At 50.4% G+C, this 25,792-nt stretch carries 23 protein-coding genes; 8 read left to right on the top strand and 15 right to left on the bottom strand.

What is annotated here, in order from left to right:
• Positions 1-76: 76 nt before the first annotated feature.
• The 5 genes from MPET_RS00285 to MPET_RS00305 form a co-directional block, all read right to left on the bottom strand.
• On the bottom strand, positions 77-442 hold the full coding sequence (locus MPET_RS00285) for a hypothetical protein (protein ID WP_013328016.1): 366 nt from the start codon (positions 440-442) through the stop codon (positions 77-79).
• Between the two features lie 132 nt (positions 443-574).
• Positions 575-847: a hypothetical protein gene (locus MPET_RS00290; protein WP_013328017.1), complete on the bottom strand. Its 273-nt coding sequence runs from the start codon at positions 845-847 to the stop codon at positions 575-577.
• A 39-nt stretch (positions 848-886) separates the two neighbouring features.
• Positions 887-1,579 carry a TIGR00266 family protein gene (locus MPET_RS00295; RefSeq protein WP_013328018.1) on the bottom strand — a complete coding sequence of 231 codons (693 nt, stop codon included), beginning with the start codon at positions 1,577-1,579 and terminating at the stop codon, positions 887-889.
• A 53-nt stretch (positions 1,580-1,632) separates the two neighbouring features.
• The gene (locus MPET_RS00300) at positions 1,633-2,454 is read right to left on the bottom strand and encodes an ATP-binding response regulator (protein ID WP_013328019.1); all 822 of its coding nucleotides are present in this window, start codon (positions 2,452-2,454) and stop codon (positions 1,633-1,635) included.
• Positions 2,455-2,456: 2 nt separating this feature from the next.
• Positions 2,457-3,485, bottom strand: a complete 1,029-nt coding sequence (locus MPET_RS00305; RefSeq protein WP_013328020.1) for a PstS family phosphate ABC transporter substrate-binding protein — start codon at positions 3,483-3,485, stop codon at positions 2,457-2,459.
• Between the two features lie 160 nt (positions 3,486-3,645).
• Between MPET_RS00305 and MPET_RS14275 the strand changes: the two genes are divergently transcribed.
• Complete coding sequence (locus tag MPET_RS14275; protein WP_013328021.1) at positions 3,646-6,792, top strand: CHASE4 domain-containing protein; 3,147 nt, start codon at positions 3,646-3,648, stop codon at positions 6,790-6,792.
• A 14-nt stretch (positions 6,793-6,806) separates the two neighbouring features.
• On the opposite strand, the gene MPET_RS00315 is transcribed toward MPET_RS14275, so the two are convergent.
• Positions 6,807-7,565, bottom strand: coding sequence for an RNA-guided endonuclease InsQ/TnpB family protein (locus tag MPET_RS00315; RefSeq protein WP_013328022.1), 759 nt, complete (start codon positions 7,563-7,565; stop codon positions 6,807-6,809).
• Positions 7,566-7,813: 248 nt separating this feature from the next.
• Between MPET_RS00315 and MPET_RS00320 the strand changes: the two genes are divergently transcribed.
• On the top strand, positions 7,814-8,782 hold the full coding sequence (locus MPET_RS00320) for a nucleoside recognition domain-containing protein (RefSeq protein ID WP_013328023.1): 969 nt from the start codon (positions 7,814-7,816) through the stop codon (positions 8,780-8,782).
• Between the two features lie 22 nt (positions 8,783-8,804).
• Here the strand turns inward: MPET_RS00320 and MPET_RS00325 are convergent, their stop codons facing one another.
• The 6 genes from MPET_RS00325 to MPET_RS00350 form a co-directional block, all read right to left on the bottom strand.
• Positions 8,805-9,215: a hypothetical protein gene (locus MPET_RS00325; protein ID WP_013328024.1), complete on the bottom strand. Its 411-nt coding sequence runs from the start codon at positions 9,213-9,215 to the stop codon at positions 8,805-8,807.
• 143 nt (positions 9,216-9,358) lie between these two features.
• Positions 9,359-10,306 (bottom strand): methenyltetrahydromethanopterin cyclohydrolase, encoded by a 948-nt coding sequence (gene mch / locus MPET_RS00330; RefSeq protein ID WP_013328025.1) that lies wholly within the window; start codon positions 10,304-10,306, stop codon positions 9,359-9,361.
• 71 nt (positions 10,307-10,377) lie between these two features.
• Positions 10,378-11,502, bottom strand: coding sequence for an ORC1-type DNA replication protein (locus MPET_RS00335; protein WP_048130426.1), 1,125 nt, complete (start codon positions 11,500-11,502; stop codon positions 10,378-10,380).
• A gap of 77 nt (positions 11,503-11,579) precedes the next feature.
• The gene (locus tag MPET_RS00340; RefSeq protein WP_013328027.1) at positions 11,580-12,050 is read right to left on the bottom strand and encodes a hypothetical protein; all 471 of its coding nucleotides are present in this window, start codon (positions 12,048-12,050) and stop codon (positions 11,580-11,582) included.
• 184 nt (positions 12,051-12,234) lie between these two features.
• Positions 12,235-13,410 carry a cofactor-independent phosphoglycerate mutase gene (locus tag MPET_RS00345; RefSeq protein ID WP_013328028.1) on the bottom strand — a complete coding sequence of 392 codons (1,176 nt, stop codon included), beginning with the start codon at positions 13,408-13,410 and terminating at the stop codon, positions 12,235-12,237.
• Positions 13,407-14,351, bottom strand: coding sequence for an NAD-dependent epimerase/dehydratase family protein (locus tag MPET_RS00350; protein WP_013328029.1), 945 nt, complete (start codon positions 14,349-14,351; stop codon positions 13,407-13,409). Before MPET_RS00350 ends, MPET_RS00345 begins: the two co-directional genes overlap by 4 nt.
• A 180-nt stretch (positions 14,352-14,531) precedes the next feature.
• On the opposite strand from MPET_RS00350, the gene MPET_RS00355 reads away from it, so the two are divergent.
• The 4 genes from MPET_RS00355 to MPET_RS00370 all read left to right on the top strand — a co-directional run bounded on the left by MPET_RS00355 (position 14,532) and on the right by MPET_RS00370 (position 18,001).
• Complete coding sequence (locus tag MPET_RS00355; RefSeq protein ID WP_013328030.1) at positions 14,532-15,797, top strand: uracil-xanthine permease family protein; 1,266 nt, start codon at positions 14,532-14,534, stop codon at positions 15,795-15,797.
• 1 nt (position 15,798) lies between these two features.
• A complete protein-coding gene (gene upp / locus MPET_RS00360) occupies positions 15,799-16,428 on the top strand; it encodes a uracil phosphoribosyltransferase (protein ID WP_013328031.1) in 630 nt (209 codons plus the stop codon).
• 117 nt (positions 16,429-16,545) lie between these two features.
• Positions 16,546-17,379: a DUF368 domain-containing protein gene (locus tag MPET_RS00365; RefSeq protein ID WP_052297273.1), complete on the top strand. Its 834-nt coding sequence runs from the start codon at positions 16,546-16,548 to the stop codon at positions 17,377-17,379.
• Between the two features lie 151 nt (positions 17,380-17,530).
• Positions 17,531-18,001 carry a hypothetical protein gene (locus MPET_RS00370; RefSeq protein ID WP_013328033.1) on the top strand — a complete coding sequence of 157 codons (471 nt, stop codon included), beginning with the start codon at positions 17,531-17,533 and terminating at the stop codon, positions 17,999-18,001.
• An 8-nt stretch (positions 18,002-18,009) separates the two neighbouring features.
• Here the strand turns inward: MPET_RS00370 and MPET_RS00375 are convergent, their stop codons facing one another.
• Complete coding sequence (locus MPET_RS00375) at positions 18,010-19,191, bottom strand: CPBP family intramembrane glutamic endopeptidase (protein ID WP_013328034.1); 1,182 nt, start codon at positions 19,189-19,191, stop codon at positions 18,010-18,012.
• 142 nt (positions 19,192-19,333) lie between these two features.
• Here MPET_RS00375 and MPET_RS00380 point away from each other — a divergent pair, with 142 nt between their 5' ends.
• Both MPET_RS00380 and MPET_RS00385 read left to right on the top strand, forming a co-directional pair.
• A complete protein-coding gene (locus MPET_RS00380) occupies positions 19,334-20,206 on the top strand; it encodes a methanogenesis marker 12 protein (protein WP_013328035.1) in 873 nt (290 codons plus the stop codon).
• 149 nt (positions 20,207-20,355) lie between these two features.
• Positions 20,356-22,107, top strand: a complete 1,752-nt coding sequence (locus tag MPET_RS00385) for a methyl-accepting chemotaxis protein (RefSeq protein WP_013328036.1) — start codon at positions 20,356-20,358, stop codon at positions 22,105-22,107.
• On the opposite strand, the gene MPET_RS14280 is transcribed toward MPET_RS00385, so the two are convergent.
• Both MPET_RS14280 and MPET_RS14285 read right to left on the bottom strand, forming a co-directional pair.
• Positions 22,104-23,840, bottom strand: a complete 1,737-nt coding sequence (locus tag MPET_RS14280) for a sensor histidine kinase (RefSeq protein ID WP_013328037.1) — start codon at positions 23,838-23,840, stop codon at positions 22,104-22,106. The two genes, MPET_RS00385 and MPET_RS14280, sit on opposite strands and share 4 nt — an antisense overlap.
• 72 nt (positions 23,841-23,912) lie before the next feature.
• Positions 23,913-25,769 carry a HAMP domain-containing sensor histidine kinase gene (locus MPET_RS14285; RefSeq protein WP_187287566.1) on the bottom strand — a complete coding sequence of 619 codons (1,857 nt, stop codon included), beginning with the start codon at positions 25,767-25,769 and terminating at the stop codon, positions 23,913-23,915.
• Positions 25,770-25,792: the final 23 nt, after the last annotated feature.

A 25,792-nucleotide genomic window follows, 5' to 3' on the forward strand; every position in this document is an offset into this window, starting at 1 on the left:
AAAAAGGAGGTTTTAGTCTCTTTATCCGGGATTTTTCAATATTGAATCCTGTGATTATGCCGGGAAAGGATTCATTTTACCATAAAAACACCAGCAGGAGTGCCGCGATAAGGGGGAGTATAACACCGAGGCAGAACAAAACCAGCCAGATCAGGATATTCGCCTCACAGAACCGAATACCGTCCTCCCAGGCGGATTCAGGATCGAAGAAACCGTCCCTGAACGCCTCGCGAACAAGAAATACCACGACGACAAGGAAGACAAAACCGATTCCGATCAATGATAACTGCAGGGGGGAAACGATCCTGAAGAAAATTCCGTATTCTGATATTCTTTCGTTCAGGCCGAAGCCGAGGAAAACCGTACCGACAGCTCCACACACCAGGGATGCCAGCAGGTTCACCATTTTTTTGGCTGGAACGCCGAAGATCTTCTTTGTCATGATTTTTCCTGATTTTCTTTTATGAATGATTCAGGATTATACCCCTTATATTTTATAACCAATCCGGTAACCGGGTTTAGCGGTATATTCAAACAATAATTTATTTGGCTGATTCAATCAAAAAAAGAGAATTCAATCCTTCCTCTCATTCTCCACGGCCTTTACGTCGTCCATCATATATGATCCCTCCTCGACGACCGTTCCCTTCATGGCATAGAAGGGGATAATCATCACCGCGGTGACGATGATCGCCGCAAGGGCAAGGATGACGATCGCTCCTACAAGCAGCAGGAAGCCGATTACAAGATATTCGAGGAAAAAGAGGGCGAGGATTATCAGGGCTATGACTATAATCGCCAGCAGTGTAGCCCATCCCGCTCTTGATGCCGCAGTATTGCTTTCCATACCTGTCCTCCTCATATATTGAATTCCGGCCCGGCTTTCTCAGTCGGAACCGGAGCTTGAGGGCCGCGGAAGGAACGGAATAAGGGACTCTGCAAGCTGTTCAAGCGTCATCGACTGTATGACAATCTTTCCCGGCCCGGTGAGGGTGGTCAGGAAGAATCCCTCGCCGCCGAACATGGAGGTCTTTATGCCGCCCGCCGCCTGAATGTCGTAATTTACCGACGATTCCCATCCTACTACGTGGGCAGTTGCGATCTTGTAGGTCTGTCCCGGCTTAAGATCGATCTCGACAAGGTCTCCGCATGCATGGAAGAAGACCATCCCGCTCCCCGAGATCTTCTCGAGAATGAGCCCTTCACCGCCGAAAAATGTCGATCCAAGCTTCTTCTGGAATGCGATCTCCCAGTTGACGCTCTTCTCCGCACACAGGAATGCATCCTTCTGGGCGATAAACTCCTTTCCCGCGATATCCATCTCATAGATCTTTCCGGGTGCGTTTCCGCCGAATGCAACAACTCCGGGCCCTCCGTGGCTCGTGAAGTTCGTAACCATGAATGATTCGCCGGCGAGTTTTCTTTTGATTCCCTTGAAAAGTCCGCCCTCAAGTTCTGCTTTCATCTCCATGTTTGCACTCATGTAGACCATCGCACCGGCCTCTGCCCAGACGGTCTCAGCATTTTCGATCTCCATTGTGACAAACTGGAGATTGTCACCTGTAATACTGTATTTCATAATATCTACCTGATTAGAATAAAAGCGCAATAAAAATAAATTCTTTTCTCAATCTATGCTGCAGCACTGCCTGTATCGGGTCTGTACAGCGTACCTGCATCCCTGACCCCGGCGGATTTTTCTTCGGAGATCTCTTTTATCGTGATAATTACACCGACCGTATCTTCATCCCTGTATCTCCTCGGGACGATCCTCACTCTTACCATGATATTTCCCCCGCTCCGGTCCTTCAGGAAGACGGTCTCCTCGTCCTCGCCGAAATAGGCCGCCTGCGAGAGTGCCCCGGGGTCAAAGCCTGTATTCCCTGAGAAATGAAGGATCTCCGACAACGGCTTTAACAGCATCTCGGCATTCGAGAGTCCCGTGAGGTTTTCAGTATAGGGATTGATATACAGTATTCTGCCTAAAGTATTTGTGATTACGATTCCCTCCTCGTATAAGCACATCTGCTTTACGCACGAGGGTATCTTTCTCGTTCCGCTCTCCTTTGCCTTCATATTCAGTTCAAACGCTCTTATGGCCAGAGAGACGGTGGACAGAAGTTCGCTCTTGTTGAACGGTTTTGCAAGGTAACCATAGGGTTCGGCAGAGTTGGCCCTCTCGATCGTCTCCTGGTCGACGGCCCCTGTCATAAAGATGACAGGTATCCTGAAAAGGTGCGAGATGTAAGTCGCCGTCTCAATCCCGTCAATCTCACCGGCGAGACCTATGTCGGAGATTACGACATCGGGAGTAATTGCTGCGGCAGACAAGAGTGCGTTCTCTCCGCTCTCCACGATGCCTGTTATCTCGTGGCCCTCTCTCTCCAGAATTATCGACACGATCTCGGCGATTTCGAAGTTGTCTTCAACAATTAAAATTTTCTTTTCTGTCATCTTCAGACCTCCTGGTTAAGTTCGGCAACCGAGAAGTAGCCGACCTCATTGAAGTAATCATCTGACGAAGGGGAGGTTGCAAATTCAATGAAGTCCTTCGCCAGAGCGGAAGCGTCACTTTTCGTCACGTAATTCAGCGGCCTTGTAAGGCCGGAGATGTAGAAGGATCCGCCCCCGTCGGAATGCTCTTCATTTCTGAGTTCGAGAAGTATGGCCTCCCTGATCTTTGTAATGTCGGAAGGAACAGCCTCTCCTGATCCTTTATCAACGATTTTAAGGATCTTTACTCCCGGGTCCGATTCGGCGTAGCCGAAATCGACGAAACCGATGGAGAACGGGTTGTCCTTTACAAGATTCAATACCTCGGAGTTTCCTTCGGCTGCGAGCTGTTTCACTTTCCCGTTTATGCCGTAGTCTTCGGCTTCAAGCGAGGAGTCGACGTTCTTTTTTCCCGGGAACAGCCAGTTTGCAAATGTCTCTTCGGTTCCCGATTTCTCGGATCTCTGGATCACGGAATTTATGCCGGCAATATCGGCCATGGACGATATGTCCTCTGATTCGCCATTGTAGAGAGCAGAGGCTTCTTCGAACGTAATCGTGTCAATGCCGTTCATTTGCGAGGTGATTATCACTATGGCGCTTGCGCCTATGCGGTACACCTCCAGATCAGGATATGAAAGCAGTTCGGAGTCTTCGACATCCCGTGAGGCGGCCCCGATATCGGTTAGCCCGGTTCCTGCCTCTTTTATACCCATACCCGACCCCCCACCGTTAACGACAATGTCAACACCCGGATTCTCTTTCATATATGCGGCAGCGAGTATCTCCGATACCGGCTGGATTGTCGTGGACCCTGATATCGTGAGATTTTTTTGTCCTTCCCCGGCTGCACCGGCAATGCCGGCATCATCCGAAAGGCATCCGGGAGATGCTGCTGCAAGAAAAAAAATTACAATGATAAAGGTGGAGATGGCGTTTTTTTTCTGTATATTTGCAAATCCGGATTTTTTTTCCGGAGCAGAGAGCAGCATACCCAAATCACCTGCCAGAGGAGTCTGTGGCTGATAAAATATACTTTGCCTTAGTAAAATATCTGATGCTACATTGAATAAGTATTAGTACGTATCAACATGTGATAACGATAGGATAATTCGATGAAGTATATCTTTATTTGATAACTTTTTAATATTGATGGCTCTTGTCGAAGGAGACTCCGGGTACGAGCTTTTTTCCCGGATCACCTCACCGTTCGGGAGAAAAGGAAGAGGCAAAGGAGAAAAACGGAAATCGATTCGCACAACGACTGCCGCGATAATTGCCGTTACCCTTCTCGGGCTGATATTTCTCCTCTATATTCTCTCCTCTGTAAGTCTCGATTCAGGTTTTTCAAGCCTTGAAGAGAGGCTGACCGGCGACAATGTGATGAGGGCGGCAAATGCGGTGAATGCCGAGGTCGACCGGCTCGATTCAATTGCAAATGCATGGGCCACATCAGAAGAGCTTCCCGAATTCATCGACAGCGGTGACACTTCGGTCGCACGTACGATATTCACCGACGGGAGGCTTGTCGATGTCGGGGTAAATATTCTGCTTATCACCGACTCGGAGGGAAACATCCTGTGGCACAAATACATGAACCTCGACTACGGCCACCAGATGCCGACTCCCAAGAGTCTGCTCTCGCAGATCGCCGGGCATGAGGATGTGCTTAGCAACGGGACGACAAAAGGAACCTTAATGCTTAATTCAGGGCCGATGCTCATAGCATCCCGCCCTATAACGGATCCGGAATCGGGCGATCCGTTTGGAAACCTGCTTGTAGGAAGGTATCTTGACAGGAGTGAGGTTTCGTCATTATCAGCGACAACCCAGCTCGATATCTCGGTAATTGAAAACAAATCGGGTTTCGAGGAATATTTTGAAATTTTCGCGGATAAAGGGGCTGGTAATGCCGCAAACGGCAGCTCCATAATCATCAGCCCCGTCGATGACAAATACGTTGCCGGATTTTCGGAGATCTATGATATTTACGGCGAACCGGTAGCGGTTCTTCAGGTCACTGAACCGAGAGACGTGACGATTTACGGAAAAGGCGTCCTCAGCCTGCTGATAATGATGCTCGTACTCGCATCCGTAATCTTCGGTGCGGTCATCCTCGTCCTGATCCAGAGATCGGTCGTATCGAGGCTTGAGAACCTGAACAGGGAGATCAAAACTGTTGCCATGACAGAGAGTCCTGAAGGCAGGATCAACATCGAAGGCGACGACGAGATATCGTCCGTTGGTTCGGCGATCAACATGATGCTGGAGTCGATAGAAAAAGGGAAAGAGCAGTACAGCAGGCTTTTCGACAACGCAAATGACCTGATCTTTACGATCGATGCAGACGGGGCGTTCGTCTCGGCCAACGGGGCGATGGAGAAAAAAACTGAACTTGAAGACGGGGGGCTTGCCGGCAGAAAGATAGAGGAATTTGTCAGGAACGGCGGAATGGAAAAGATCCGGCCTCTTCTCGCCGGGAACGGCATGGAGAACAGCGGCAAGACGGAGATAACACTGCTCTCGGCCAGCGGAGAAGAATACCTGGTAGAGTTCAGCGCCCAGCCCTTAACCGGTTCCGATGAGATGACCGGGTTTTTCGTTATAGCGAGGGATGTCACTGCGAAGAGGAAGGCCGAGGAGGAGCTGAAAAACCACAGGAACCGCCTCCGGGAGCTTGTAACGGAGAGAACGGCCCAGCTCGAGCATGCCAACAGCGAACTTGTAAAGGAGGTCGAAGAGAGGATAAGGTTCGAAGAGAGCCTTGCGGAAGAGAAGGAAAGGCTTTCGGTCACCTTGTCATCCATTGCCGAGGGCGTTATCGCTACGGATCACCTCGGGTATGTGACGCTTATCAACAGGGAGGCATCTGCAAAGACCGGGATAAGTGCCGGGAATTCCGAAGGAAAAAGGATTGACAGCATCTTCATGCTCGAAAAAGCAGGCAGGCCGGAGGACATCGGTTCGATAGTTCTCGATGTTATATCTGACAGGAAGGTCTTCGAGATTAACACCGAGGTCGATCTCTTCGACTCGGAAGGGAATGCGTATCCTGTTGTCCTGTCTGTCTCACCGCTTACAGACAGGTCCGGGACATCGATCGGTGCCGTAATCGTATTTCGCGAGATATCGGAACGGCTGAGATGGGAGGAGGAAGTCTTGAGAAGGCAGAAGCTCGAATCGCTCGGAGTCCTTGCGGGAGGGATAGCCCACGACTTCAATAACATACTTACGGCGATCTCCGGGAATATCGGTCTTGCGAGAAATATGGCCGAAGGAGATGTCGACGTCTCCTCCCGCCTGGAGGAGGCTGAAAAGGCGATATCGAGGGCCAAGGATATCACCCGGCAGCTTATTACGTTTTCAAAAGGCGGAGAGCCTGTCAGGCAGGTCCAGGATATAAAGTCGATGATCAGGGAGTCGGCGGAATTTGTCTCTCACGGGAGCAATGTAAAATTGTACTTTGATATCGCAGACGATCTCTCCAATGTCGAGGTCGACAAGGGGCAGATCAGCCAGGTGATAGAGAACCTTGTGATAAACTCCATACAGGCGATGGCAGACGGAGGAAATATCTACGTGCAGGCCAGGAATGCAGGCGTAATCTCCGGAAAGGACGGCCTTGAAGACGGAAAATATATCGTCATATCCGTAAGGGACGACGGCAGCGGAATTCCGGAGGAATACAGGGAAAAGATCTTTGATCCCTATTTTACCACAAAAAAGAGCGGAAACGGGCTTGGGCTTGCATCCTGCATGTCGATAATAAGGAAGCACGGCGGTGCGGTAAAGCTGATTTCGGAGGTCGGTGTCGGAACCGAATTCAGGATCTACCTCCCCGCGACCGAAAGAAGTGTTGAGGCCGAAGACGGGCTCTCCGGCGGAATGCTCTCCGGTTCATCGAGAGTTCTCGTGATGGACGATGACAGGAGCATCTATGATACGATACCCCAGCTTCTGCGGGGCTACGGTTTTGACGTCGAGGCGGCATTGGACGGTGCGGAGGCGATAAGAATCTACCAGCAGTCGAAGATTCTTAAAAAATCCATAGATGTCTTTGTTATGGATCTTACGGTTCCGGGAGGCCTCGGGGGAGTTGAAACGATCGCCCTGCTGAGGGAGTTCGATCCCGATATACTCGCAATAGTGTCGAGCGGGTACTCGAACGATCCGGTCATGGCGGATTTCAGGGAATACGGCTTCGATGCGGTTCTCCCGAAGCCCTATAATATTGAGGATCTCGTGAGGCTTATCAACAGGCTGGTCTCTGAAAAGGAAAAAAAGGATAAGACCGGTTAATATTCTTTGTCGGTTCAGATCTCGCAGCTTTGTCTGCTGAAGAGTAGCGAGAACGAATCCGCCGGAAATGAAGACCAGTCCGCGATTTCGCAGGCCGGAGATTTACTGACGGCATTGATTCTCCTGATCTCTCTTTTTATCTTTGCTCTCTCGGCTTCCAGCCTGATCTTTTCCATGTCCTCCCACCTGTTGACAGGCGATCTTGCGATGTTAAATGCTGCATTTACATCTGCATGACAGATGTACCCGCACTCGGGGCACTGGAAGACTTTTCTGTGCCTGCGGCCGTGTGCACCGCATCTGCTGCAGATCTGAGAGGTGAACGACGGGTCGACATACAGGACGGGTATACCCCTGCGGACTGCACGGTTTTCGACCATCTGGCACAGGTGATAGAAGTACCAGTTGTTAATGGAGAAATCCGTGATGATCCCTCTTCTGTTCTTCCTCCTGAAACGGCCGCCGGAGAGCCTTTCGAACTTGATGCCGCAGTCGAGATCAGATGCGATCCTAACGATCTCCCTGCTAAGGTATTTGTTGAGATCCCTGAGCTGTCCGGTCTCTCTTTTATCCAGCCGCTTCAGGTTTCTGGTCTTTTTCCTGTTCTTCAGTTTCTTTCGTTCCCTGTTGAATTCATCGTGGATAAGGCGGGCCTCTCTCCCGAGTTTTGCAGTAAAGCCGGTATTCGGGTCTGCGACAACTGCAATGTACCCGGTTGTGTTCAGGTCGATTCCAATCCACCGGTCGGACAATTCTGCCTGTACCTGTGTCATGATGTAATTCCTCCTTCGAAATTCATGTGGCTTGAAATTTTTCGCGGGACGATGCTGTCTGAAAAAGAGTATTCGGGTTTAGTCTGGGTTTTTGGACCCATGTATGATACTTTAACCCGATCAAATATATATCTTGTCGTCAAAAATCAGTATTAGAGGCATAAATTATATTGTCACAGGTGTTTCAATGAGTTTCGAACTTAATAGAATCTTTTATGATTTTATAACACTCCATTTTAGAATACAGCATGTTTTCGGATATCCAGTTTATTTCCTTCCTTAATTATACGATAAGGGCGGTTCTTTTAATCACTGCCGGTATTATTCTCGTAAACCTGATATCCGAAACGGGTGTAATGTCGAAATTTAAGATTATCTCGGTCCCGCTCTGCCGGATCTCCGGTCTGTCGGAGGAGGCTGTTTTATCTATCCTCTCAATGGTGATAAACCCGACTGCGGGAAAGTCGATGCTCGCAGAATACCACAGGGCCGGAAAGGTCGGGAAGGAGGAGATCGTTCCGTCGCTCATCATCGGGACTTTCCCGGCAGTATTCGGGGAATCGATATTCAGGGCCCAGTTCCCGACGGCGGTTGTAATCCTCGGCCCTGTCCTGGGAGGGATCTACACCTTCTTCAACCTGTTCTCCACCTTTATTCAGGTAATCGGGGCGCTGATATACACCAATCTTGTGCTAAGGAGGAAAAGATCGGTTCCGGAGAAGGAGTACGAGAAGGTCGAGGCGGCTGAAAAGCTGAAGAGACCTGATATGAAATCGCTGAAGAAGGCGGTTGAAAAATCCAAAAAGCCGCTGAAGAAGATCATACCGATCACGATAATTACGATGATCGTCTTCTGGCTGCTGGGCGTGGCGGGCGTCCTCAACTGGCTTTCGGTTATATTCGATCCCATTTTGAACCTTATCGGCCTTCCCGGTGAGGCATCGGCCGCACTCCTCGCCCAGTTCATGCACTTTTCTGCGGGGTATACAGTCGTCGGATCGATGGTGGACACCGGAATGCTCGACTTCGGCCAGGCACTCGTGACCCTCATTCTCGGGAGCATGATCCTTATAACGATGATATACCTGAAGTACTCGGTTCCGCTGTATATCGGAATGTTCGGGAAGGACGGAATCAGGGTCGCAGTCATCGCCTACTCGGCAAGCATGGCGGCGAAGGTGATCTGCATCGCAATCGTGATGGCGATCTTTTTTTGAAAAATTATTGATATAATGCAGGTTATTCAACCTTTATAAGCCAGAAAGCATTTTTTTGCCTGTATTCCCCTTCGGATTTGAGTTCACCTAAAAGAACGACTTCTTCACCGTTTGAAAGTCCTGAGACATCGACTGCCGGACGTGAGGTCTTATTGTCCTCGACCATCATGTCGTACCAGACGTCGATCTTCTCCCCTCCCGATGTAAGGTGGAAGCACAGGCAGTTGAGTATACCGAGATCGCTTACCACCCCGTTAACATAAACAGGTGTGTCGTATTCCGGATTTGCGAGGAGTTCACCTACGGAAACGCTTTCATTGTCCGTATACTGGTCTTCATCGGTGCACCCGGAGACAAGGAGCAGGGCAGTAAGAAGCAGGATGCAGGTTCCCCATTTTGCCAGGCATGAGGGGATATCGTCCTGAAAGATCATACTGGTGTTTTTGGAGTTTCATATTTATTATATTTCTACTGGCAGATTGTACCGGGGAAACCGGTCTTTTTGCGGGTTTAATTCGAAAATACGCCATGATCCCGGGTTTAAATTGGTACAAAAAAGGGGAATCTGAAAAAAATTTAGAGAAGCCCGAAGGATTTGAGTGTTACTTCGGGGTTGATAGCGCCTACGCGGTAGACGACGCCTTCTGATAATTCGTTTATGACGACCTCTGCCGGCGAGAAGAGGTTCGTGTCTATCTGGTAGAAGTCAAAGTTCGCCTTCTTGAACGTGTCGTAGAACGGCTCTCCGTATGACGAGGACTTGTTGGACGGGATCTTGTCGAGATAGTCCTTGATCTCCGGTGCTCTCATCGTGAGGTAGATCTGGCCGTGGTAGATGGTTGCATCGTTCGTGCATCCCATTGCCCTTGTCGAATCCTTCTTCACAGGGGGAATCGGGGCGGTTCCCATCGCGGACTCGACCTTCTTCGTATCGAAGCCGAGCTCGTTGAGCTTGTAGATTGCTGTCTCTACACAGCGGCCCGAGACCTGAATAGAACCGACGATCGATGCCGTAGGTGCGACGACCGCACATACGTTCGCGACATCGACACCGCACTTCTCGGCTATGTTCTCCATGACCTCTCCGTTGGGGAGCTTGTCGGACTCGAGACAGATGACCGCATAGTCGCTCTCATCCTCGTATTCGATGACTTCGTATGTGTGCTTGGGCATCAGCGAGAGTGCACGTGCCGGGCCGCTTCCCATCGCGAAGAAGTTGCCGACCTTTACAGTCCATCCGGCCTTCTGTGCGCCGAGGCAGGAGATTGCCGGGAAGTCGGTGTTTACATCGATGAACGGCATGGGAATTTCGTTTATTTTGCCGTTCCTGAACGTAATCTCCGAGAGGCCGCCCATGCAGATCTCAGTAAAACGCTTTCCTGCCTGGTATCCTCCTATTGCACTTACACCACAGTCGACTAAACGTGCACCGTTGTCGAGCTGGTGGAACTCAACATTGTAATCCTCCGGAAACTCCGCGAGGTCCTCAAAAAGATCGAGAGCAATTTCATTGACACTTATCATGAATAATCCTCCTGAATCTAACATTGAACCAGCAAAAGTTATAATATTTTTTAAATGACTCTGGAGGCGAGTCAGTCGAGAATCTCGAGTACACGGGCCGGATCGTACCTGAGCGTGATTAATCTCGTCCGGCCTCTGCCTTCGCGATAGTTCAGGTTCAAAAGCCTCATCGCGTCAAGCTTTTTGACGATTTCGTAGTACCTCGTATAGCCCATCTTCCGGCTCTCTTTGATCAGTTCGAATATCGCCCCTGCAGAGAGCTCTTTTTTGTCCATACTGTTCTCTGCAATGATTTTCAGCACGTCTCTCTCCTCGTCTTTGAGTGTCTTTGCAGTATGGGAGAGGTGCAGGTATTTCGAGATCTCATATGCGCGGCAGATATCCTCCCTCTCAAGGCTTCTTCTTGCGTCGTTCTCCGCGTAAAGGGTCGCTCTCTTGAGCAGGTCGATTCCTACCCTGAGGTCGCCGAGATTAGCGGTCTGTTCGACGACGAGATCGAGCATGGCCTCGTTTACAACGTTCGGGTAGAGGCCCTGCTGTATCCTCTGGTTTAGGATCTCGTGGATCTCGTCCTCCCCGTAAGGCGGGAAGTAGATATCGGTCGGCCGGAATACGGACGAAACCCTGCTGTCGACCTCCCTCATCAGATCGACGCCCATGTCGGATATTATGGCGATTACCCCGATCCTGACTCCTTCATAGGATTCGTGAGCCCGGAGGAGGGTGTACAGGACCTTGTTGATCTCGTTTTCGTAAAGAAGATAGTTTGCATCGTCGAGGCAGACGAGGAGGACAGCGTCCTTGTCGAGTATCAGTTTGCAGACCGAGTCGAAGAGAGACTTGAAAGAAGTCCCGGAAGCAGGCGGCTGCTGCCCCGAAAGCTTCCTGTAGATCCTTGAAAATATTGCGAACTTGGTGTTTTCAATCTGGCAGTTGACGTGTACCGGGATTATCCTGTGAGTGGCTTCTTCGATATCCAGGAAAAGCTTCTTTATGCTCGTCGTCTTCCCCGTGCCCGGGGGCCCCCTGCATATGGTATTGAGCGGTCTTGCACCCTTCATGCCGGGCCTGACCTGAAATGCGAGCTCCCTCATCTGGGTGTCGCGGAAATTGAACTGCTCGGGGACAAAGTCGATCTCGAATACCTCGGGGTCACGAAACAGCGTCTCCTCCCACATGAGCAGATTCTTCTTCATATTAGACATTTTCACCTGAAACCTATTAATTCATGCCTTAGGCGGTGTGAAAGAAAGTATGCGTTCGCAGTCCGCCTCTATTTCTGCATCTCCTCGAGGCATTTCTTGCAGAGCGAGCGTCCCATGAAGATCTGCGAGAGCTGCTCCTCGGCCTTCGAGATCGGCCTTCCGCACGAAGAGCATGTAAACCCTGTATTTTCAACAGGTTTTTCCTCCGGCAAGGGCTTTTCCTGAGCCGGTTCCGAGACAGGAATTGCGGGTTCGGCCGGAGTTTGAAGGATCTCAGGTGCCGGATACGTCTCCTCTTCCACTATATTGGTAATTACCGGCTCCCCGGGATTCTCCAGCACCCTCCTCCTGTAGTTGTCGATCCTCTTCTTCGTCTCCGGGTCGTTTCTCCCGAACCTGGAGAGAACGCTGTCGAGGTATTCTATAAGCTCGTCGGCATCGCAGCCGTCTTTTGCCTCCCCTTCGACCTCGACCTTCAGGTTCTCGTAGTTCTCAAGATTTACCGTAATTCCGATTGATAGCTTCCTTTTTTCGCTCATGTATATTCCTGCACTGAATTATTCGTTTTCAGGTTATCGATGATCTGTATTATTGCGTCCCGGAACAAAAGAGTATTCAGGTTCTGCCGGGCGGCTATTTCTGCGGCAGATGATGAAAGTTACCCCCACTGACCGCCCGGAATGATGAAGCAGGGATCTGATGCCGCTTTGTAAGTTCAGCGATTTACTCTTTTTTCTCCGCCTGCCCTAAAAGGAGCTTCATGAACATATCCCCTTCGATAAGACCGAAACCGCCGTTTTCAGCCGCTTCTTTTTCGGAATAGCAGGTCGTTCTGTCCCGTCCCCTGCCGACGATGATGAACGGAACCGGATTGGATGTATGCGTCTTGAGCCTGATTGGAGTAGGGTGATCCGGCAGAATTCCGATGGCCGCATCCGTACTCTCGAGGATCATCCCTACCGCTTCGTCAAGACGCTCGATCGCCTTAACCTTCTCTTCGATGCTGCCCATATGCCCGGCCTCGTCAGGCGCCTCGACATGCATGTAGATGAAGTCGAGCCTCTTCAGACCTTCGAGTGCATATTTCGCCTTCGCCATATAGTCTGTATCGAGAAATCCGGTCGCACCGGGTACGGTTATAATCTCCATTCCTGCAAGCGTCGCTATGCCGTTCAGGAGGTCCACAGCCGAGATCATTCCGCCCGAAACCCCGTACTTCTCCTTAAATGGCTCCATCGACGGTTTTTTGCCGCCACTCCACGGCCATATTCCCGTTGCCGGCTTTTCACCGCGGGCTATCCGCTCGCGGTTTACAGGGTGGTCTTTGAAGACTTCGGCGGCAATATTCATCGCTTCGAGCAAAATCTCCCTGTCGGGTCCTTTTGGTACATGCGGATCGATCTCCTGCCCGACGATGTCATGGGGTGGTGCCGATTCCGACCCTTTTCCGCCCTGAAGGATGAGAAGATTCCTGTAACTGACACCGGGGTACACTCTTATGCCCTCAGGGAGGGCTTTGTTTAAGGATTCGATAAGCCTGGGGCCGTCGTCTCCAGTTATGTGCCCTGCGGAGAAATCAGCCATTACCCCGTCTTCGATAGTCACCAGGTTGCAGCGGTAGGCAATCGCGTCCTCGCCGAAATCTATGCCCATGCTCACCGCTTCGAGCGGTCCCCGTCCTGTGTAGCATTCACGCGGGTCGTACCCGAGGACGGAGAGGTTTGCGACATCGCTTCCCGGAACCATTCCGTCGGGAACCGTTTTCAGCATCCCGCAGGCACCGTTTGAAGCCGCCCAGTCCATGTACGGTGTATTCGCGTATTCTATCGGTGTCTTTCCGCCGAGTTCCTCCAGCGGCTCGTCGGCCATTCCGTCGCCGAGAATTACAATTGCCTTCATATGTATTTTATTTCCTTCAGCAGTGCCTTTACGGCGAGTCGTACGGATTCGACCGAGCCTGTTTCAGGCTTCCATCCCAGGGTCTTCAGCTTGTCCACCCCGAGCTGCATCTTCGGGACGTCGCCTACCCAGCCCCGGTCGCCGCCTGTGTAGGTGAACCTCACGCCGGAAAGATCCATCTCTTCGACCACGATCTCCGCCAGTGCTGTTACGTCGATCCAGTCTTCCGATCCGATATTGAAGAAGTTGAACGCCTCATCCGAATTTTCGATGGCGAAGAGGACCGCTTCGATGCATGCACCCACAGATAGATATGATTTGATCTGCTTTCCGTCGCCGAGGATCTCGAGCTCTTCCGGGTTGTCGATCAGCTTGTGGACGAAGTCCCATATAACACCATGTCCACTTCTTTCGCCGATGATGTTTGCGAACCTGAACACCCATGACTTCATTCCGTATGTATGGGCGTAGCCGGCGATCATCGCCTCGCATGCAAGCTTTGATGCCCCGTATATCGAGATTGGTATCATCGGGCTGTAATTTTCCGGCGTGGGAATGACTCCGGCTTCGCCGTACACGGTCGAGGTCGAGGTGAAGACGAACTCCTTTGCCCCGTGCACCCGCATTGCATCGAGAACTCTCTCGGTTGCGAGAACGTTGTTGTCGAAGACCCGGGCAGGCGAGATCGCACTTGCCCTGACATCAGGGTCCGCGGCGAGATGGAAGACCCTTCCGGCGCCAGAGATCCTCTCCTGCCACCCGTCGTCGAGCAGGTCGGCCTGTAGAAATTCGGCCTTTCCGCTCTCTATAAGGGGCATAATATTTGTAGTCGCCCCGGCGCTCAGGTTATCGATTACAAGCACCCTGTCGCCTTTTTTCACGAGGGCGTCGACGATGTGGGACCCTATAAAACCGGCCCCTCCTGTGACTACTGAAAACATCCGATAATTAATTACGCAGGTTGAATGGTTTTAGTTTTGGGTTGAAGAACGAATGAGTAATTATATTGCCCTATCTGAAAAAAAATTATCAGATGCATTCCGGTCCGCTTCCTTACGTTTTTTTCACCGGGATCGTTTCATCTTCTTTCAGTTTTGTTCTGAGTTTATTGGAGGTTTTTAATGGATTTGACAGCTAACAAAAAAGAGACCGGGAAGAACGTCCTTATGGGTCTCCAGATGATCTTCGTCGCATTTGGATCCCTTGTTCTCGTCCCGCTTCTGACCGGTCTCGATCCAAGTGTCGCACTGTTTACGGCAGGTGTCGGCACCCTGATCTTTCAGGTAGTAACAAAATGGAAGGTCCCCATCTTTCTTGCGTCCTCGTTCGCATTTATTCCGGCGATTACATACGGGATTGCGGCGTGGGGCCTTCCGTCCACCCTCTGCGGTCTTGCCGCAGCCGGTCTTTTCTACGTTGTTTTAAGCATTGCAATCAGGTATTTCGGTGTAGGGATCATCCACAGGGTCTTCCCTCCTATTGTAGTCGGTCCCGTGATTGCGATCATCGGTCTCTCCCTTGCGCCTACCGCGGTCAGCATGGCTCTCGGGCAGTCCGGCGACGTCCAGGTTATACCGGTTGAAACAGCACTGATAATCGCCGGGATCTCCCTTGCGGCAACACTGGCTGTTTTTCTCTTTGCAAAAGGCATCCTGAAGCTTATACCGGTTCTTGTCGGTATCGTTGTCGGATATATCGTCTCTTTGGTGCTGGGCGTAGTGGATATGAGCTCGTTCTTCGAGTCCTCGATAATTGCGGTGCCTCATTTCGTGCTCCCCGAGTGGAACCTTGCAGCGATCCTCTTTATCGTTCCGGTGGCAATCGCACCCGCAATCGAGCATTTTGGTGACATACTCACGATCGGTTCGGTCACAGGGAAGGACTATCTCGCCGATCCCGGTATTCACAGGACGATGCTCGGCGACGGTATAGCAACGTTCTTCGCGTCATTCGTCGGCGGTCCGCCCAACACGACATATTCCGAGGTCACCGGAGCGGTGGCTCTTACAAAGGCGTTCAACCCGGTAATCATGACATTCGCAGCGATATTTGCGATAATATTTGCATTTGTCGGAAAGATCGGCGGATTCCTTCAGACCATTCCCAACCCCGTGATGGGGGGCGTCATGATACTGCTTTTCGGCCTTATCGCGAGCCTCGGTATCAACCAGCTCATCCTGAACAAGGTCAACCTTTCGTCAGCCAAGAACATAGTAATCGTCTCTCTCATCCTTGTGGCAGGTCTCGGCGGACTGTTCATCCCGATTGGCGACTTCCAGCTCGCGGGCATCGGTCTTGCTGCGGTCATCGGTGTCGTCCTGAACCTGATAATCCCCGGCGAGAAGGAAGAGGAGCATGTAGTAGGCGATAAGGGAGTTGATTTCTGATATGCCTTCCTGCACGGTCAACCATCCCCTTGTGGCCCATAAACTGAGCCTTTTGAGGGATATCAGCACAAATTCAAAGGATTTCAGGGACCTGATAAGGGAGCTGACGATGTATCTCACCTACGAGGCGACGAGAGACTGGGAGCTCGAGAAGACCAGTGTCCGGACGTGGGAGGGAAGAGATGTCGAGGCGTTCAGGGCGAAAGGCATCGATCCGACGATCGTCCCCATATTCCGTGCAGGCATCGGTATGCAGGAGGGTTTTCTGCAGGTAATTCCGACGGCAACGATAAGTTATATCGGATTTTACCGTGATGAAGAGACACTTTTGCCGCAGATGTACTACGCAAAGCTTGCATCGAGGATAACAGAGAGGAAGGTCTACATCCTCGACCCGATGCTTGCGACAGGCGGAACCACGTCTGCCGTATGTTCATATCTCAAGAAGCACGGGTGCACGGACATCAAGGTGCTCTGTATTCTTGCGGCGCCCGAGGGCCTGGCGAAGATGGATGAAGACCATCCCGATGTCAGCATCCTCCCGGCCGCAATCGATTCGCACCTGAACGAGAAGGGGTATATCATACCCGGCCTCGGCGATGCGGGCGACCGTCTCTTCGGGACGAAATAATTCCCCCCCTTTTTTCACAGTACCGGCTGGTTTAATATTCCGTGGCGGGCACTTTATTATGTGACGCGGAAAGAGACCTTTTTTGAATATGCAATAATCTATATCAAGGGGCTTTTAATGGGAATCTGCGACATCATTCCCGGTGTATCCGGCGGAACGATGGCGCTAATCACCGGGATATACGAACGCCTGGTAAGGGCCATCGGAAACATCGGCCCTTCTCCTGCAAAGTACCTGCTTAAGGGCGATGTCAAGTCGGCAATGGAGGAGTTTGGAAAGTTCGATCCCATATTTCTGGTCGTGCTTGTTGCCGGTATCGGGACCTCCTTTCTCGCGATGTCGAACATCATCCTCGTGCTTCTCAATGATTATGCGGTGCAGACGTTCTCGTTCTTCTTCGGGCTCATCGTCGCATCGGCTGTAGTATTGTTCCTTATAATCGAGGAGGACTCGAGGGACAAACGGGCCGCCGCATTCCTTCTCATAGGAGCCGCTGCAGGATTCATTCTTGCAGGCTTAAACCCGGCATCGCTCGGCCATTCGCTTCCGGTTCTCTTTCTCTCCGGGATGGCGGCGCTTTGTGCGATGATCCTCCCCGGGATCTCCGGTTCGTACATCATGCTCGTCCTCGGCCAGTACGAATACATGCTCAGCGTGATAAAATCGCTCTCATTCGTTGAGATAGCAACATATGTCGCCGGCGGCGTAATCGGGCTGCTCCTCTTCTCGCGTCTGCTGAAATACCTGCTCAAGACACACCATACCGCAATGATAGCTTTTCTGACCGGACTTATGCTCGGGTCGGCAAGACTGCTCTTCGACAAGATTACTGCCGCAGGCGGGACGATCGGATCTGCGTTTCTCTTCGTTGCGGCAGGCGCAGTCGTAATTATCATAATGGAGCTCGCCAAGAGATTTTTTTCAGATCGCGAGCAAAAAGCGGAAAATTAATTTTTTTGAACAAATCCTTCCCTCCCTTAAGGAATATAGCGAAATATTCGGGATATTGGATGAATTAACGCAACCTTAAGACTTTTTGGACACATGTATGTGATAAAGGTGTAAAAAATTTTTATATAGTATGAATAAATCATAAGATCTTATGTCACTAAAACCGTTAATCGAAAAGAAATACCTGATCAACGGCCCTCACAGCGAGGCCAAAATGGAGATCGTGGATAAGAACATCCAGGAAATAATCTCGGGCGGAACAAATAAATTTACGTATGATACCGTCGTGCTGAAGCCTTATGCAAAGGCATATCTTGGAATTACTCTCAGTCCGGAGACGAGGCTCTCGGAAGATGAGACGACATATGAAGAAGAATGGCGGGATATCGGGCAGAATTCCCTGAAGAAGCTGTATCCCGGTGAGTTCCTGGAAAAACCCGATACGATCTATCTCCTGTATAAGGACGAGTCTTCTGAGGTCGTGCGTTCATATGAAAAAATATTCCTTGATGAGTTTTCGGGTTTCATTGATGCCGACGAAGCGGAAGTGGATGCAGAAAAGAAGGATATGGGCATGAATTCATATTATCTCTACCTGTTCCTGCAGTATTATATGAAATAACCATTTTTTTAAATTACATTAAATCCCAGGAGAAGCCCCAGGAAGAGCACGAAATCGTATGTCGTATGCGTTATTGCACTGACGGTCGTGCTGTAGCGCTGCCTGATTATGCCGAAGATCAGTCCGGCGATGAAAACCGATATGATTCCGTCCCAGTTGTACTGGAATGCATGAAGGGAGGCGAAGAGCATAGCCGGTAGTATTATTCCGAATCTCGGCTGAAGAACGCCTCTTACCGAGATCTCCTCGCCGAATCCCGCACAGACCGAAGCGATTACTATACCCGGGAGAGTCATGTAAGGGACGAGAAACGCTTCGAAGGCGTCGGAATCAGTGAGAGGCCAGCCGGCTGCATTCCAGATTAATGCGATTATGGCATCGACCGCATAAAAAACCACGATCAGGGAAAGTGCTGCACCGATTGCAATTAGGACCTCCTTTGCGCCGGGTTCTGAAAGGCCGAGCCTCTGCAATGCCTCCTTAAAATTCCTCTTCGTGAAAAGGCCGACGATTGCAAATGAGGCAAGAATCGTCCAGAAAAGCGTATAAATATCGACCGCAACAGTCCCTTCGAGGAATGCAGCATCATTTTTTATTATCTCCATAAAAGCCGGGGACAGGTATGGCGGGACTCCCGCAACCGAAACCGGGACAAGGGGGATTATTGTTACGGCAAAGATCGCCACCAGTGCGATGATATGCACCCGGCAGAAGGGATCGAAGTCGAGTCTTGAGGCAAGCTTTACGCGGACCGTTTTTAGAAGCGGGATAAGGGAGAAGATCGCCGCTCCTGCACAGCCAAGGAAGAGGAGAGCGATCTTCCCGAGGATACCCGTATCTGCTATGGCGTCAAAGGCTCCGGGATCGAATTCTTCGGAGAAGACAATGTCTGCCGGCAGTATCGAGATCAGGCCGAAGAAGAACGATATGAAGGCTGTAGCCAGTATTATTCCGAGAAGGATCGCATATGCCGGATATTTCAGCATATCCATGCGTTTGTTCATCGAAAGATAGGCGGCAATCGCGAGTATCACGAACGGAGCAAGGGTTGCAGATGCCCCGAGGAATTCACCGGCCGGAGAGCCGTCTCCCGCAAAAAAGCCAAACACAGGGGCCAGTGCGAATACGAGTACCAGTACCAGGATTCCTGTAAATCTTACGGATTCCGGTGGAGTGGATAGAATATTCACGTCCTATAATATCTGTTCTCTTCAGCGATAAATTGATTCGGCCATGGTTTGTGCCGTTTTTCAGTTTAGATTTTCCGTGCCGTTAATGAAATGTTATCAGCGATTAATGCCAAATATCTCATGACAAGAGGCATCTTTGGTTATGTATATAGGAATAGATCACGGGACGACGGCGATACGGTTTGCCTGTGAAACAGGCCATTTCAAAATATCCCGTGAGGATGCGAGGGAATTCAAATTCAGCGACCTGGAAAGGCTTTGCCCTGTCGATGAGATTGACGGAATATCCGTCTGCTATTCGATGGGCGACGGAATATCGGCCATAACCTCCATCGGAAAGGTAGAGAACAGGGGCGTTGTCTCCAGGGAGGGTGCAGGCGAGCATATCGGCGGCGGAACGAGGGTATACGACGAGGTTGCCGGATCAGGCGTTCCTGCGGTTGTAATTCCGGGAATACACCGGGGATCGCCCACCGACCCCAGGTTCAAGGCGTATTCGCACCAGACCAGCCCTGAAAAGATCGGCATCGCATACCAGGTCTTCCTCGATCACGGCGGCGATTTCGTTGTCGCGGACGTGAGTTCGAATACCGTGACGATGCTTGTTTCGGGCGGAAAGATCGTCGGTGCATTCGATGCCTGCATCTTCTCTCCGGGAACGAAACATGGTGCGCTCGACGTCGATGCGATAAGAAAGATCGACAACGGCGAATGGTCGGCAAACGAGGCGTTCCTCCATGCCGGTGTCGGGGAGTCTCTTCCTGCTGACGTGAGAAAAAGCGCCCTTGCGATGTTTACGGCGATGGAATGTGCCTCGATGAAACTTTTAAACAGGGATGCAAAAGTCGCACTCGCAGGCTCGATGGCCCCGGCAATTGCTGCTGAGGTCGAGGCACTCCTGCAGGAGAAGATCTTTGTCTATGACGAGTGGTGCGCATCGATCGGCCTCTGGAAGATTGCAAAAGAGGTATTCGAGAGGAAAGAAGGAGTCCTCGGACTGGAACTGGATCTCTGACCTTTTTTAATATATAATTTAAATAGAGTCTATATTCTATTTACATCACCTATTTACCGGATTCTGGAAATTTCTTTTTTGTACGATCTTTCCGGGGGCGAATTGCAGTTTACCGGCGGCCCCCGGCGTAGTTACGGGATATGGGTATAATGGTCAGGGAATCTTTCAATAATCAGGAATATACGCTCCAGCTGCTGTATGAAAATCCTCTTCCGATGGTTATTTTTGATACGGGCGGTAGAATAGTCGATTTTAACCGGGCCTTCATAGATTTCTCCGGGTATGGCGATGATCGCCTCGGGGGAATGCATGTATCCGAATTCAGGACTGTAAATCATGGAGGAGAAGGATTTTCAGCCTGCCTTGAAAAGAGAAGCGGGGTCCGCTTGTTTGAGGATATGGAACTTCCTTCAGGGCTTAAATACGCCGACGTCAGGTTCACCCCGGTGAAGGACGGTAAAGGGGATATAGAGTATATCTTTGGCGTATATATTGACAAATCTAAGATAATCTCCCGCAACAAGTACATGTCGAAGTTCATCTCGAAGACAGTATCCAATCTCTCCCTGCTTGCGGAAGGCAATACCGGCTTCGACCTGGAGGTCCCGCCTGCCGGCGATCAGACTGAAGAACTACGGGCAAACTTCCTGAAGATAAACGATCAGCTGAAACTTGCCAAAGAGGCGATAGATTCCATGATCGACGAATCCGCCCGGCTGTCTGAGGCGGGTATAAACGGAAACCTCTCCTACAGGGCCGATGCGTCAAAGTTCAGGGGCGGGTTTGCCACAGTGATAGGGGGCTTCAACGAAACTCTTGATGCCGTTGTATTCCCTGTTCGCGAGACGGTAAGGATCGCAAACGCCTTCGCAAAAAAGGACTTTTCCAGGCGTTTCAGCGAGCAGATCATCGTCGGCGGTGATTTTGCCGGCCTCAAGGCCGCACTGAACGGGACCGGAGCCGAGATCGGCGAATCGCTGTCTGAAATCCGGGAATCGGTCCGGGTTCTCGAGGAGTATGTCCGCGGAACTTCGGAGAACGTGAACGATGTTGCCGGAGCAACCGAAAAGGTCGCGATCAAAAATCGCGAGTCCGCCGAAAATTCCGAAAAGCAGCTTGAAGCCGTCGAAAGGGTGGGCCGCGAGATCGAGGACCTTTCTGCCTCGGTGGAGGAGATCGCTTCCAATGCGGCGGAGGTCAGAGATGTGGCTCAAAGGGTCATCGCCACCGGGGATGAGGCGAAAAATCTCGGCAGCGAGGCCGATGCGAGGATGAATGCGGTCGAGAGGCTTTCTCAGGAATGTGTTGAGAACATCGGCAGGCTGAACACCAGGATGCTTGAGATTAACGACATAGTCAAGCTGATATCCGATATTTCGAGCCAGACGAATATGCTCGCGCTGAATGCGGCGATAGAGGCTGCACGTGCCGGCGAGCACGGCAGGGGATTTGCGGTGGTCGCACAGGAGGTCAAGAATCTGGCGGGCGAATCCAAGACTGCAGCAGCAAGGATTTCCGGTCTTATCGATGAGATAAAGAGCGAAAGCGACGTTACGACAAGATCGATGGAGACCTCCTACAATGAGATTTCGGAGGCGATTGCGAGTGTCGAAAAGACGATTGAGTCCTTGAACGGCATAGTAAACCTTGCAAACGAGGCCTCTGTAGGTGTGATCGAGATCGCGAAGGCATCGGAGATGCAGTCGAACGCCACCGCATCGGTCATGGGCTCTATGGAGCAGACTACCGGAATGAACAGGGAGAACATGGAGAGGATCATCCAGGTCGCCTCCCTCAGTGAGGACGTTTCCGCATCAATTGAAGAGATCGGGATGGGAACCGCCGAACTCTCGGATATGGCGAAAAATCTCAGGAATATTCTCGAGGAGTACCGGTTTTAGATATCCCCGGGAATATCAAAGGAATACCACGTTCCCCTTTCCGTGTTCACGGTCATCGTTCCTTTCAGCTGGTCCCTGATAAGCCTCTTGACAATAGTCAGCCCGAGCGACCCCTGCCTGTGTTTTTCATAGTCCTCCGGAAGGCCGATCCCGTCGTCCCATACGTCAAGAAGAATACGTCCATCTCTCAGCCTGAACCTGATACCAATTGTTCCGCTCTCCCTCCCGGCAAAGGCGTATTTGACTGAGTTGGAGAGGATTTCATTGATGACAAGGCTTAACGGTATTACGAGATCTATCGGGAGCCTGTGGTTTTCGATGTCGAGCTCAAGGTTTACCCTGCAATCTTCGTAATCGCAGAGGGACTGGATGATATTGAAGGCAAGGGATGTAAAGTGCTCTTTTGAGTTGACCGACGAGATGTCATCCGCCCTGTAGAGCGATTCGTGCACTGAGGCAATTGCCCTGATCCTGTTTTCGCACATTAAAAGGGCTTCTTTTGCAGCCGTGTCCCCGACACTCCCTGACTGAAGCTGGATGATGCCTGATATGATCTGGAGATTGTTCTTGACCCTGTGGTGCAGTTCATGGAGCAGGACGGTCTTTTCATCTAGTGCCCCGACAATCTTTTCGACCATGTTGGAGATGCTCTCTTCAAGCTGCGAGAACTCCCTGACACCGGAAGAACGAATCTCGTGATCGTAATCACCTCCTGCGATGGCATCGACGTCTTCGACAATATCACGTATCGGTTTTGTAAACGTCTTCGTAAGGACGATCAGAAGTGTGAAGAAGAGCGCAACAAAGATCGCATAGATCCCGAGCTGAAACAATACGACGGAGTTGATCTCGTCATTGAGCATCTTTTCATCGTAGATGAACGCTATAGCAAGGCTCATATCCGCACCGCTCTCCGGCCTGGAAAGATCGACATACCTGATTACGGTGGCTGTACCTGCCTCGTCATCCCTGATGACGTAATCGGATTTCTTCCCGATCACCTCCTCCTTTACCAGGGCCTTCATCTCCGGTTCGGTCTCACTGCTGTCCCCGATCAGGTTTCCGAGGACCTCGTAGAGGTCGATCGATTCAAGATAAGGGTTTAAAGGCCTCAGTTGATCTACCGTATTCCCGTACCTGAGCAGGAACCTTGCATCCTCCTTTTTTATTGCGTAAGACAGTTCGAGGATGTATTTGTGGTCGGGCGTCGGGTAATATGCATATTTCCGGATGTTTTCAATATCCCTGACTCCCTTTGAGATCCTGTCGCCGACAAAAGAATCCCCGTTTCTGGTTTGATCAAGGAATTCGGTGAAACTGCCGGAATTAGAAAAATCCAGCCCCAGGTCGATCTCGTTTGTCGTATATGCAATAACGTTTTTCCCGTCAATTATGTAGAGATCGTACCTTTCGCCGAGTTCTTCTTTAAGGGATTCGAGATCCATATCTCCCGGGCTGCCGCCGGATTCGTTGTAAGCCCCGAGAAATATTGCAAATGATCTCTTCATCTCTTCATCGAGGCCCATGTCGTATATCGCTAAGCCCTGGTCGACGGTTTTAACGGCATTAATTATGTTTTCTTCAGTATTTTCCTGTAAAAAAGCGTATTTTTCCTTATAGTCGTTGGAGACATCGATCACGCTCAGGTAAAACAGCCCGGATATCAGAGGGACCGTAAGAATGATAATAAAGGTCAGCAGGCGGTAATAAAATGAAAAATCTCTCCTTGCCATTCATTCCCCGTCGAATATAATCAGAAAGGGCAATTTTAATATATATTCTTATTGTTCGTTTCAAATATTGCGTTATGCCTTCCTGAGGGTTACGCAGATCATAAGCCCTTTTTCGGGATGCCCTTCGACTGTATCGAGTGCCTCGACACTTCCCCCGTATCTTTCGGTTACAAGTGTCTTTACAATGAAAAGCCCGACTCCGTTGCCGTTTGCCGTCCTTCCCGAAAGGTTCTTCGTATACCTGTTGAAGCATTCCTCCTTCCTGTCGTCAGGAATTCCAGGCCCGTTGTCTGCAATGCAGATCCTTACGTCATCGCCTGACTCCGTGACAGAGATCCGAACTTCGCAATCGGATCCTGCATGCCTTATGCTGTTTCCGAGGATGTTTGTAAACACCTCCTCGAGCAGTTTGTCGGCCATAACCTTCAGGCCGGTGCCTTCGTAGGCCACTTTTAGCGGGAAGAGGGAGATGGCGTGCCTGATTATATTATCGAGATTCACCGGCGAAAGGCTGGCATCCTTTTCACCGTTCTTCATTGCCCTCATCAGCGAGATATTCCTGATTATATCGGTATTCTGGTGAATTGCGCTGATCAGCATCTTCACTATACTCCTGTCCTCTTCCTTTGAGAGATCCAGCATTATCTCGGCATAACCGAGTGCTGCCATATTGGAGTTGTTTATGTCGTGCGTGATTATATCAAGGTAGAAGTTTGCTTCATTGCTCTTTTCAAGCGCCTCTTTCGTCCTTGAGGCGACAATGGTCTCGAGCTCGTCATTCTGTCTCTTTATGAGCTCTTCGGACTCCCTGACTTTGCTTATGGTCTTCTTAAGACGCTCTACCATATTGGAGATGCTTGCCTCAAGGTGCGCAAACTCCTTTCCGCCCCTGCCTGTGCGAATCTGGTGATCGAGGTCGCCCGATGCGATTTTGTCAACGTCATCGACAAGATATTTTAACGGCCTCGATATGGCAATGCAGAATATGCTCAATATCAGGATAAGCAGAATACTCAGTCCTGCTATGTTCAGGAGGTCAGAATACCAGGCCGACGCTATGTTGTCTTCAAGCAGGTTTTCATCATATGTGAATGCGATTGCAAGGCTGGTATCGGATCCGATCCCGTCTTCGTAGAGATTAACCAGCCTGTAATCGGTAAATGTCCCTTTTGCCGAGTCTTCGAGAGTGACGCTCTTTTTTTCTCCGATAACATTGTTTATTATGAATTTTCTTAGCTCTTTATCCGGTTCGTCGGGCTCACCGATTGTGTATCCGAATATATCGTACAGTTTTACGGACGTGAGATAGGGGTTCATCCCTTTAAGCTCTTCGATGGTCCTGCTGTATTGCAGGAATTTTCTGGGGCCGTCCTCATCGATATCATAGGAAAGCTCAAGCACATATCTATGGTCCGGGGTGGGATAGTAGGCGTATTTTCTTATGGTTTTCTCCTCGCGTATTCCCTTAACCACCCGATCTCCAACATAGGAATAACCCTCGCGGACGTTATCGAGAAATCCTGAAAAGTCTTCAAGGTAAGAGAAGTTGAGGCCGAGATCCGTAGCCATTGTGGTATAAGTTATTGTATGGGTTTCATCTATGACGTACAGGTTGTAGTCTTCACCGAGCCCTTCCCTTATCGCTTCGAGATCTACCTGCGAAAGATCCCCTTCCGATTCGTCATAGGCACTGAGGAAGGGTTCGAACCCTTTCTTCATCAGATCGTCGAGTCCTTCGTCATAGACCGTCAGGCCCTTGTCGACTACTATTAATGTCTCGATTATACTCTGTTCAGTGTTGTTTTTGAGGAGATCAAAATTGGAGTTATATTCTTCGGATACGGATTTGTAGCTGTCATATGCCAGGCCCAGTGATATAGGAATGACTATCAATATGCATATTATCAATAAAAGCTGCAAAAAAGACAACTTTTCAGAAAATTTGTTTTTGA

Origin of the sequence: Methanolacinia petrolearia DSM 11571 (assembly GCF_000147875.1) — an archaeon.
In the GTDB taxonomy this organism is placed as follows: domain Archaea; phylum Halobacteriota; class Methanomicrobia; order Methanomicrobiales; family Methanomicrobiaceae; genus Methanolacinia; species Methanolacinia petrolearia.

Coding starts and splice junctions, on each gene's coding strand:
- MPET_RS00285 (WP_013328016.1), bottom strand. CDS start 442: ATGACAAAGAAGATCTTCGGCGTTCCAGCCAAAAAAATGGTGAACCTG.
- MPET_RS00290 (WP_013328017.1), bottom strand. CDS start 847: ATGGAAAGCAATACTGCGGCATCAAGAGCGGGATGGGCTACACTGCTG.
- MPET_RS00295 (WP_013328018.1), bottom strand. CDS start 1,579: ATGAAATACAGTATTACAGGTGACAATCTCCAGTTTGTCACAATGGAG.
- MPET_RS00300 (WP_013328019.1), bottom strand. CDS start 2,454: ATGACAGAAAAGAAAATTTTAATTGTTGAAGACAACTTCGAAATCGCC.
- MPET_RS00305 (WP_013328020.1), bottom strand. CDS start 3,485: ATGCTGCTCTCTGCTCCGGAAAAAAAATCCGGATTTGCAAATATACAG.
- MPET_RS14275 (WP_013328021.1), top strand. CDS start 3,646: ATGGCTCTTGTCGAAGGAGACTCCGGGTACGAGCTTTTTTCCCGGATC.
- MPET_RS00315 (WP_013328022.1), bottom strand. CDS start 7,565: ATGACACAGGTACAGGCAGAATTGTCCGACCGGTGGATTGGAATCGAC.
- MPET_RS00320 (WP_013328023.1), top strand. CDS start 7,814: ATGTTTTCGGATATCCAGTTTATTTCCTTCCTTAATTATACGATAAGG.
- MPET_RS00325 (WP_013328024.1), bottom strand. CDS start 9,215: ATGATCTTTCAGGACGATATCCCCTCATGCCTGGCAAAATGGGGAACC.
- mch (WP_013328025.1), bottom strand. CDS start 10,306: ATGATAAGTGTCAATGAAATTGCTCTCGATCTTTTTGAGGACCTCGCG.
- MPET_RS00335 (WP_048130426.1), bottom strand. CDS start 11,502: ATGAAGAAGAATCTGCTCATGTGGGAGGAGACGCTGTTTCGTGACCCC.
- MPET_RS00340 (WP_013328027.1), bottom strand. CDS start 12,050: ATGAGCGAAAAAAGGAAGCTATCAATCGGAATTACGGTAAATCTTGAG.
- MPET_RS00345 (WP_013328028.1), bottom strand. CDS start 13,410: ATGAAGGCAATTGTAATTCTCGGCGACGGAATGGCCGACGAGCCGCTG.
- MPET_RS00350 (WP_013328029.1), bottom strand. CDS start 14,351: ATGTTTTCAGTAGTCACAGGAGGGGCCGGTTTTATAGGGTCCCACATC.
- MPET_RS00355 (WP_013328030.1), top strand. CDS start 14,532: ATGGATTTGACAGCTAACAAAAAAGAGACCGGGAAGAACGTCCTTATG.
- upp (WP_013328031.1), top strand. CDS start 15,799: ATGCCTTCCTGCACGGTCAACCATCCCCTTGTGGCCCATAAACTGAGC.
- MPET_RS00365 (WP_052297273.1), top strand. CDS start 16,546: ATGGGAATCTGCGACATCATTCCCGGTGTATCCGGCGGAACGATGGCG.
- MPET_RS00370 (WP_013328033.1), top strand. CDS start 17,531: ATGTCACTAAAACCGTTAATCGAAAAGAAATACCTGATCAACGGCCCT.
- MPET_RS00380 (WP_013328035.1), top strand. CDS start 19,334: ATGTATATAGGAATAGATCACGGGACGACGGCGATACGGTTTGCCTGT.
- MPET_RS00385 (WP_013328036.1), top strand. CDS start 20,356: ATGGTCAGGGAATCTTTCAATAATCAGGAATATACGCTCCAGCTGCTG.
- MPET_RS14280 (WP_013328037.1), bottom strand. CDS start 23,840: ATGGCAAGGAGAGATTTTTCATTTTATTACCGCCTGCTGACCTTTATT.